General features: G+C 72.6%; 9 protein-coding genes and 1 pseudogene. 8 read left to right on the top strand and 2 right to left on the bottom strand.

Going from position 1 to position 7,989, the window contains the following annotated elements:
* Positions 1-263, top strand: a 263-nt coding sequence (locus AOK16_RS18515; protein ID WP_169790911.1) for a winged helix-turn-helix domain-containing protein, incomplete at its 5' end; no start/stop codon positions are given.
* The gene (locus tag AOK16_RS25880; protein WP_079101530.1) at positions 260-1,840 is read left to right on the top strand and encodes a HAMP domain-containing protein; all 1,581 of its coding nucleotides are present in this window, start codon (positions 260-262) and stop codon (positions 1,838-1,840) included. The genes AOK16_RS18515 and AOK16_RS25880, both read left to right, overlap by 4 nt.
* 36 nt (positions 1,841-1,876) lie before the next feature.
* Here AOK16_RS25880 and AOK16_RS18505 read toward each other — a convergent pair whose 3' ends face one another.
* Complete coding sequence (locus tag AOK16_RS18505) at positions 1,877-2,983, bottom strand: magnesium and cobalt transport protein CorA (RefSeq protein ID WP_055473346.1); 1,107 nt, start codon at positions 2,981-2,983, stop codon at positions 1,877-1,879.
* Positions 2,984-3,575: 592 nt separating this feature from the next.
* On the opposite strand from AOK16_RS18505, the gene AOK16_RS18500 reads away from it, so the two are divergent.
* The 4 genes from AOK16_RS18500 (at position 3,576) to AOK16_RS18485 (ending at position 6,882) form a co-directional block, all read left to right on the top strand.
* The gene (locus tag AOK16_RS18500) at positions 3,576-4,226 is read left to right on the top strand and encodes a suppressor of fused domain protein (RefSeq protein ID WP_055473345.1); all 651 of its coding nucleotides are present in this window, start codon (positions 3,576-3,578) and stop codon (positions 4,224-4,226) included.
* A 121-nt stretch (positions 4,227-4,347) separates the two neighbouring features.
* On the top strand, positions 4,348-4,986 hold the full coding sequence (locus AOK16_RS18495) for a DUF6758 family protein (RefSeq protein WP_055473344.1): 639 nt from the start codon (positions 4,348-4,350) through the stop codon (positions 4,984-4,986).
* Between the two features lie 310 nt (positions 4,987-5,296).
* Positions 5,297-6,151, top strand: coding sequence for a PHP domain-containing protein (locus AOK16_RS18490; RefSeq protein ID WP_055473343.1), 855 nt, complete (start codon positions 5,297-5,299; stop codon positions 6,149-6,151).
* 125 nt (positions 6,152-6,276) lie between these two features.
* Positions 6,277-6,882, top strand: a complete 606-nt coding sequence (locus AOK16_RS18485) for a MarC family protein (RefSeq protein WP_055473342.1) — start codon at positions 6,277-6,279, stop codon at positions 6,880-6,882.
* A gap of 166 nt (positions 6,883-7,048) precedes the next feature.
* Here AOK16_RS18485 and AOK16_RS27480 read toward each other — a convergent pair whose 3' ends face one another.
* On the bottom strand, positions 7,049-7,201 hold the full coding sequence (locus AOK16_RS27480) for a hypothetical protein (protein WP_169790910.1): 153 nt from the start codon (positions 7,199-7,201) through the stop codon (positions 7,049-7,051).
* A gap of 264 nt (positions 7,202-7,465) precedes the next feature.
* Here AOK16_RS27480 and AOK16_RS28475 point away from each other — a divergent pair.
* A pseudogene (locus AOK16_RS28475) lies at positions 7,466-7,641 on the top strand (NYN domain-containing protein); the annotation flags it as partial.
* 2 nt (positions 7,642-7,643) lie between these two features.
* The coding region (locus AOK16_RS18480) for an NYN domain-containing protein (protein ID WP_240483638.1) at positions 7,644-7,989 on the top strand (346 nt) is incomplete at both ends.

Below are 7,989 nucleotides of genomic sequence, written 5' to 3'. Positions count from 1 at the left end.
CCAGGACGGCACGCCTCGCCGGGCGCGAACTGCGGCTGACCCGGCGGGAGTTCGACCTGCTGGCCTATCTGGCGTTCCACGCCGACCAGGTGGTCTCCCGCCGGCGCATCCTCGCGGACGTGTGGCGCCAGCCGTACGTCGAGGACCAGACGATCGACGTCCATCTCTCGGCGCTCCGCCGCAAGCTGGGCGAGCGGGCGTCGCAGCCGCGCTATCTGCACACCGTGCGCGGCATCGGCATCAAGCTCGCGGCGCCGCGGTGAGACGCGCCCTCGCGGGGGTCGCGCTCGCGGTGACCTCCATGGTGGCGCTGTCCTTCCTGATCCCGCTCGCCCTGCTCGTGCAGTCCGAGGCACGGGGCCGGGCCACGACCGAGGCCGAGCAGCGGGCCGCGGCCCTGGCCCCCGTACTCGCCCTGACGACCCGTCCGGCCGACGTCCAGCAGGCCGTCTCGGGCCTGGACTCCGGCGGGCGGCTGGGGGTCCACCTGCCCGGCGGGAAGGTCATCGGCGCCGAGCACGCCCCCGCCGGCGCCCTCGCCCGGGCCGAGCGGGAGCGCGAGACGCTGGCCCTCTCCGACGCGGCGGGCCGGGTCTACCTCCAGCCGGTGATCCTCGACGGGCGGCGGGTGGCCGTGGTCGAGTCGTTCGTGCCGCGAGCGGACCTGGACCGGGGGGTGGCGCTGTCGTGGGTGGTGATGTCACTGCTGGCGGTGGGGCTCGTGGCCGGTTCGGTGCTGGTCGCGGACCGGCTCGGGGCGCGGGTCGTGCGGTCCTCACGGAACCTGTCGCGGGCCTCGCACGCGCTGGGCTCGGGCGATCTGGACGTACGGGTGGAACCCGCGGGTCCGCCCGAACTCCGGGAGCTGGGGACCGCGTTCAACTCGATGGCCGACCGGGTCGTCCAGCTACTGGCCCTGGAGCGCGAGCTGGTCGCCGACCTCTCGCACCGGCTGCGGACCCCGCTCACCGCGCTGCGCCTGGAGGCCGAGCGGATCGGCGCGGCGCCCGGCGCAGGCCGGCTCACGGCGGCGGTCACCCAGCTGGAGTCGGAACTCGACTCGATCATCTCGGCGGCCCGCACCCCACTCGCCGTCGGCGCGCTGACGCCGTTCGCGCTCGTACGCCACCGGGCCGAGCTGCTGGGCATGGGCCGTAAGGCGCTGCTGCTGTCCGCCGCGGCCGGGGCGCTGCTCGCGCTGCACTTCGCGCTCTGGCTGCCGAGCCTGCACATGACCTCCGTGGCCTCCTCGACCGCGCTGGTCACCACGACCCCGATCTGGACGACGCTGCTGCTGCGGCTGCGCGGCCACCGCCCGCCCGCGCTCGTCTGGGCGGGCACGGCCGTCGCCTTCCTCGGCGTCGTCCTGCTCACCGGCGTCGACCTGTCGCTCTCGCCCCGGGCCCTGGCGGGCGACGCGCTCGCCCTGGCGGGCGGCATGGCGGCCGCCGGCTATGTGTTGATCGGGTCCGAGGTTCGGCGGACCGTGAGCACCACCGCGTACACCTACGTCTGCTACTCGACGACGGCCGCGCTGCTGCTCGTCACCTGCCTGGTGTCCGGCTCCTCGCTCGCCGGGTACAGCGGCGGGACCTGGGTGAAGCTCGCCGTCCTGACGGTCGCGGCGCAGCTGCTGGGCCACTCGCTGATCAACCGGGTCGTCCGGGGCCTCGGCCCGTCCATCACCTCGACGGCGATCCTGCTGGAGACCCCGGGGGCGGCGCTCATCGCGGCGCTCTGGCTGGACCAGACCCCGCCGCTCGCCGCGTACCCGGCGCTCGCGGTGATCCTCGCGGGCCTCGCCCTGGTGATCATGGGAGACCGCAGGAAGGCGGCGTGACCCCGGCCTTGCGGCAGGGTCGGGCCAACCGCGGCCCTACAGCCAGCCGTTGCGCTTGAAGCCGCGGTGGATCGTGAAGCAGATCGTGGCGATGACGCCCATCACCAGCTCGTAGCCGTACTTCCACTCCAGCTCGGGCATGTGCTCGAAGTTCATGCCGTAGACCCCGCAGATCATGGTCGGTACGGCGATGATGGCCGCCCAGGCGGTGATCTTCCGCATGTCCTCGTTCTGGGCGACGGTGGCCTGCGCGAGGTTGGCCTGAAGGATCGAGTTGAGCAGTTCGTCGAAGGAGACGACCTGCTCGTTCACCCGCGCCAGGTGGTCGGCCACGTCCCGGAAGTACTTCTGGATGTCCGGGTCGACCAGCCGCATCGGCCGCTCGCTGAGCAGCTGCATCGGCCGCAGCAGCGGCGAGACCGCGCGCTTGAACTCCAGCACCTCGCGCTTGAGCTGGTAGATCCGGCCCGCGTCGCCGCCGCGCGAACTGCCGCCGCCCTGCGCTGAGCTGAAGACGTCGATCTCGACCTCGTCGATGTCGTCCTGGACCGCGTCGGCGACCGCGATGTAGCCGTCGACGACCTGGTCGGCGATCGCGTGCAGCACCGCCGAGGGGCCTTTGGAGAGCAGCTCGGGGTCGTCCTCCAGCCGGTGCCGCAGGGCGCGCAGCGAGCCCTGGCCGCCGTGCCGGACGGTGATGATGAAGTCCCGGCCGGTGAAGCACATCACCTCGCCGGTCTCCACGACCTCGCTGGTGGCGGTCAGCTCGGCGTGCTCCACGTAGTGGATGGTCTTGAAGACGGTGAAGAGCGTGTCGTCGTAGCGCTCCAGCTTGGGCCGCTGGTGGGCGTGGACCGCGTCCTCGACCGCGAGCGGGTGCAGTCCGAACTCCCGGGCGATACCGGCGAATTCGGGCTCGGTCGGCTCGTGCAGCCCGATCCAGGCGAAGCCGCCCGAGGTGCGGACGCGCTCCATGGCCTCGCCCGGGGCGAGCTGGTCCTTGACGCGGCGGCCGTCCCGGTAGACGGCGCAGTCCACCACGGAGCTGGGCGTCCCCCGCTCCTCGACGCGGGCCCCGTAGCCGGTCTCCCCGCGGCGCAGGGCGGGGCGTACGGCGGCGCGCAGTTCGCGAATCATCGACATGGCAGGCTCCTCGGCGGGCCGGCCGTCGGGTGGCGGCGCGCACCGCCCGGAATGCGGACGTACGCCACAGGGCCGGATTTTCGGCTGCGTACGTCGGCAAAGCGGGCGGCACCGCTGCGCCACGGGACGGCATGACGCTGGACATGATCAAGACGAGACGGAAGTCGCTCTTCCAGCGTCCGCGTGATGCCGTGAATCCCGGAAACTCAGTGTTTCAGCGTGTCACTGCTGGGTACGGTCGGCATCAGGCCGAGAGGGGCGGGCCGCTCAACGGGCCGGGCGCGGAAGAGCTGTTGATACTGCACGGTCGACTGGGATCCACCGCAGCCCCACCTCCTCCGGCCGGTCCCCGTGGGGAACACCGATCGCGGCAGCGCCGCGAGAATGCCTGTCCGCTGGCAGGGCGGGAAAGCGGTGCGGAAGTACGCTGCCCTGAACCAGCGGCCAAGACTATCAGCCGACCGGCACGCCGAGTCCCCACTTTGCCTGTTGCATACGCGTTCATGTCAGGTTCTATGCCGCTTCCGCCGAGCGTTCCCGGCCTGCTCCACGCGGTCGGCTCGGCCCGCGGGGCGCGTTCTATGCTCACGGCATGTCAGACGTTCTGGAGCTGGTCGAAGCCCGGCTGCGCACGGCGCTCGGCGAGCCGGACGGCCGCGCAGCCGTCACGTTCCTCGGCGCCGAGCGCATCGAGGTCCTCCGCTTCCAGGACGACTCCGGCGACGGCGACGTGGTCCGCTACGCGACCCTCGGCATGTCCGCCCGGCCCATGACCGACCCGGCAGGGCCCTCGCCCGACCACCGCCCCTCGGCGGGCGGCCTCGCGGCGCCCCTGTCGATCACCTTCGCCGACCCCGTACGCGGCCCCCGCGCCGAGCTGCTGCTGTCCGTGCGGGCCGGCCGCGCCGACACCGACAAGGTGCTCAGGCCGCTGGCCGTACTCGCCGCGTCGCCACAGGTCGAGGGCGTGGTCGTGGCCCCGGGCGGCTCGCTCGACGTCGGCGGGCCGCTGTGGCCGGACGCCCCCTTCGGCTCGGTGCTCGTTGCCGAGCCGGGTGGACTGGTCGAGGACCTCGAACTGCCCGCGCCCATGGACCCGGTCCGCTTCCTGCCGCTGCTGCCGATGACGCCAGGCGAGGCGGCCTGGAAGCGGGTGCACGGCGCGGGCGCGCTGGAGAAGCGCTGGCTCACGTACGGGACGGATCTGCGCGACCCGGGGCGTACGGCGGTCCCGCTGGGCTGAGCCGCGCGGGCCGGGCCGGGCCGCCGCCCGCTCGCGACCCCCGCCGGCGCCCACACTCCCCGCAGTCCGGTCGGGTGATCGTCCTTGACGCGGCGAACCAGGGGTAGGACCGTTGGGCTCTATGAGGGGCGAACCCAGTTGCCCGAAGTGCGGTGGCCGGGTGCGGGCGCCCGGTCTCTTCGCCGACTCCTGGCAGTGCGACGTGCACGGCACCGTGCATCCCCTGCAGCCGGTCCTTCCGCCGAGCGTCGAGGCGCTCGGCGTCGTCGTGAACCGGGCCCAGGTGCCGGTCTGGATGCCGTGGCCGCTGCCGATCGGCTGGCTGTTCACCGGGGTGGCGTCCGCGGGCGACGACCGCAGCGGCGGGCGCGCCACCGCCGTCGCCTGCTCGGGCCCGGGACCGGTCGGGGGCATGGGCGAACTGCTCCTGATCGCCGAGGAGTTGGGCGTCGGGCTCGGCGCGCGCTACGCGGGCATCAAGGGCCCGGACCCCGGCCCGAACATGGCGGTGGACCAGTCGCCGCACGCCAAGGTGCTGGCGGCTGGGCGCCCCACCCCGCTCTGGCACGTCGAGGGCGCCCCCGCGGACCGCGCGGTCTTCGCGGGCGAGGCCCGCGGGCTGTGGCTGTGGGCGATCCTCTGGCCGGGGCAGTCGGGGCTGCTGCTGTACGACGAGTTGGTGCTCACCGATCTGCGGGACGCGGGCGCCGAGGTGGAACTGGTCCCGTGCGGGGCGCTGTCCCCACGCTTGCTGTCATAGGGGCCGCACGTGTCCTGGGGACTGCACGCCCTGCGATGACGGCCAGGGCCCCGCACGCCCTGCGACGACGGCCAGGGTTCGCACGCCCTGCGACGACGGCCGGGGCTCCGACGTCCTGCGACGACGGCCAGGGTTCGCACGCCCTGCGACGACGGCCGGGGCTCCGACGTCCTGCGATGACGGTCAAGGCCCTACGCGCCCTGCGGCGACGGCCAAGGGCCCCGCACACCCCGCGATTACGGCCAAAGCTCCACGCGCCGTTACCCTGGAGCGTCCCCTCGTCCCGCCGACCGCAGTCTGGAGCCGTGCCGTGCGCATCGATCTGCACACCCACTCCACTGCCTCGGATGGCACGGACACCCCCGAAGAGCTCGTACGGAACGCCGCCGCGGCCCGCCTCGACGTCGTCGCGCTGACCGATCACGACACCGTCGGCGGCCACGCCCGCGCGCTGGCCGCGCTGCCGCCCGGGCTCACCCTCGTCACCGGCGCCGAGCTGTCCTGCCGGCTGGCGGGCACCAGCCTGCACTTGCTGGCGTACCTCTTCGACCCCGACGAGCCGGAGCTGGCCCGCGAGCGCGAGCTGGTCCGCGACGACCGGGTCCCGCGCGCTCGGGCCATGGTCGCCAAACTGCGCGAGCTGGGCGTTCCCATCACCTGGGAGCGGGTCGCGGAGATCGCGGGCGACGGCGCCGTGGGGCGGCCGCACATCGCGACCGCGCTCGTCGAACTCGGCGTCGTCGCAACCGTCTCGGACGCCTTCACGCCCGAGTGGCTGGCCAATGGCGGCCGGGCGTACGCCGAGAAGCACGAACTGGACCCGTTTGACGCGATCCGCCTCGTCAAGGCCGCGGGCGGGGTCACCGTCTTCGCGCACCCGCTGGCCGTCAAGCGCGGTGAGTGCGTGCCCGAGAGCGCCGTCGCCGAACTGGCCTCCGCCGGGCTCGACGGCCTCGAGGTCGACCACATGGACCACGACCCGGCGACCCGCGCCCGGCTGCGCGGCCTGGCCGCCGAGCTGGGTCTGCTGACCACCGGCTCCAGCGACTACCACGGCAGCCGCAAGGCCTGCGGACTCGGGGAATACACCACCGACCCCGAGATCTACGGCGAGATCGTGCGCCGTGCGACGGGCGCCTTCCCGGTGCCCGGCACGGGCGGCTGAGCCGACCCGAGCACCCAGCTCCCGCGGGGCCCGACTCCCCGTACCCGGCCGCCCTTCGGCCCGTATCCATCTGCCCTTCGGCGCGCCCGTGCCGCGTACCACCACTCCCGCAAGGCCATATCACCGTGTTCGACTTCGCTGTCTTCGGCTCGCTCTTCCTGACCCTGTTCGTGATCATGGATCCGCCCGGCATCACGCCGATCTTCCTCGCGCTCAGCTCCGGTCGCCCGGCCAAGATCCAGCGCAGGATGGCCTGGCAGGCGGCGGCCGTCGCCTTCGGCGTGATCGCCGTCTTCGGCCTCTGCGGCCAGCAGATCCTCGACTACCTGCACGTCTCCGTGCCCGCGCTGATGATCGCGGGCGGGCTGCTGCTCCTGCTGATCGCGCTCGACCTGCTCACGGGCAAGTCCGAGGAGCCGACGCAGACCAAGGAGGTCAACGCCGCGCTCGTACCGCTGGGCATGCCGCTGCTCGCCGGGCCCGGCGCGATCGTCTCGGTGATCCTGGCCGTGCAGGACGCGGACGGGTTCGGCGGCCAGCTGTCGGTCTGGGCCGCCATCTTGGCGATGCACGTCGTGCTGTGGCTCACCATGCGGTACTCGCTGCTGATCATCCGGGTCATCAAGGACGGCGGCGTCGTGCTGGTGACCCGGCTCGCCGGAATGATGCTCTCCGCGCTGGCGGTGCAGCAGATCATCAACGGCGTGCTGCAGGTCGTCGACGGCGCCTGAGCCTGTACGTGCGAGCCGCCCGGGCCCGTACGAGCCGCCGGGCCCTGCATGCGCACAAAGCTGCCCCGACCCGTACGCGTACGAGTCCCGCGCGTCCGTGCGCACGCCAAGCGCCCCCGTACACGCACGTACGGGGGCGCTGTCGGCTGCGTTGACGCGCTGGGCGTTACCGGGCCGAGGTCTCGGCCGGGCGGATGTAGATGCGCTGGCCGATGGAGGCGGCCTGCTGCACGATCCGGTTGACGGAGGCGGCGTCCACGACGGTGCTGTCCACGGCGGTGCCGTCGATGTCGTCGAGGCGCATGATCTCGAAGCGCACGGCTTCTCCCTTCGTCTGATCCTCCTGATGGAGAACTACTGGTGCGGTGGCTCGCTGTGCAGCGTGCCACCGCGGTACGTCACGGCCGTTGCCTGACCGTTAAGAGTGGGTTGCGGCGGTTTTCGGGCGCCCCATCCAAGGGTTTCAACGAGCGACCCTCGTCAAACATTCCCTACGCTAAAGAAAATTTTCGCGAGGCTAACTACTTGCGGTAGGGGGACCGGTTGTGCCGCCCGCCGCGCCACCCGGACAATGAGCCCCGTAATGAACGACGCACCGGCCCCAGGCCCTCCCGACCTCGCCGCGGTCGCCGCCGGCATCGAGCAGACCAACGAGCTGCTCCAGCGCGTGCTGGCCAAGGTGTCGACCACGCCGTCGATCCACGCGGTGTTCGCGGACGCGGGCTATGTGTACGCGGCCATGGGGCGCCTGGTTGCCGGNNGCTCATCGAGGCGTTCATCGACAAGGCCCGCACGATCTTCCCGGACAGCAGGCTGCTGCGCGTCTACTGGTACGACGGCGCCCGCCGCCGGCTGCACACCACCGAGCAGCAGCGCATCGCCGAGCTGCCCGACGTCAAGGTCCGGCTCGGCAACCTCAACGCCAACAACCAGCAGAAGGGCGTCGACTCCCTGATCCGCACGGACCTGGAGACCCTCGCCCGGCACCGCGCCATCAGCGACGCCGTCCTCGTCGGCGGCGACGAGGACCTCGTCTCGGCCGTCGAGGCCGCCCAGGGCTACGGCGCGCGGGTGCACCTGTGGGGCATCGAGGCGCTCGGCGGCCGC

This window comes from Streptomyces pathocidini (assembly GCF_001418495.1).
Lineage (GTDB): Bacteria > Actinomycetota > Actinomycetes > Streptomycetales > Streptomycetaceae > Streptomyces > Streptomyces pathocidini.
The sequence above is the reverse complement of the archived record's forward strand: the minus strand, read 5'-3'. Positions and strand labels throughout refer to the sequence as shown.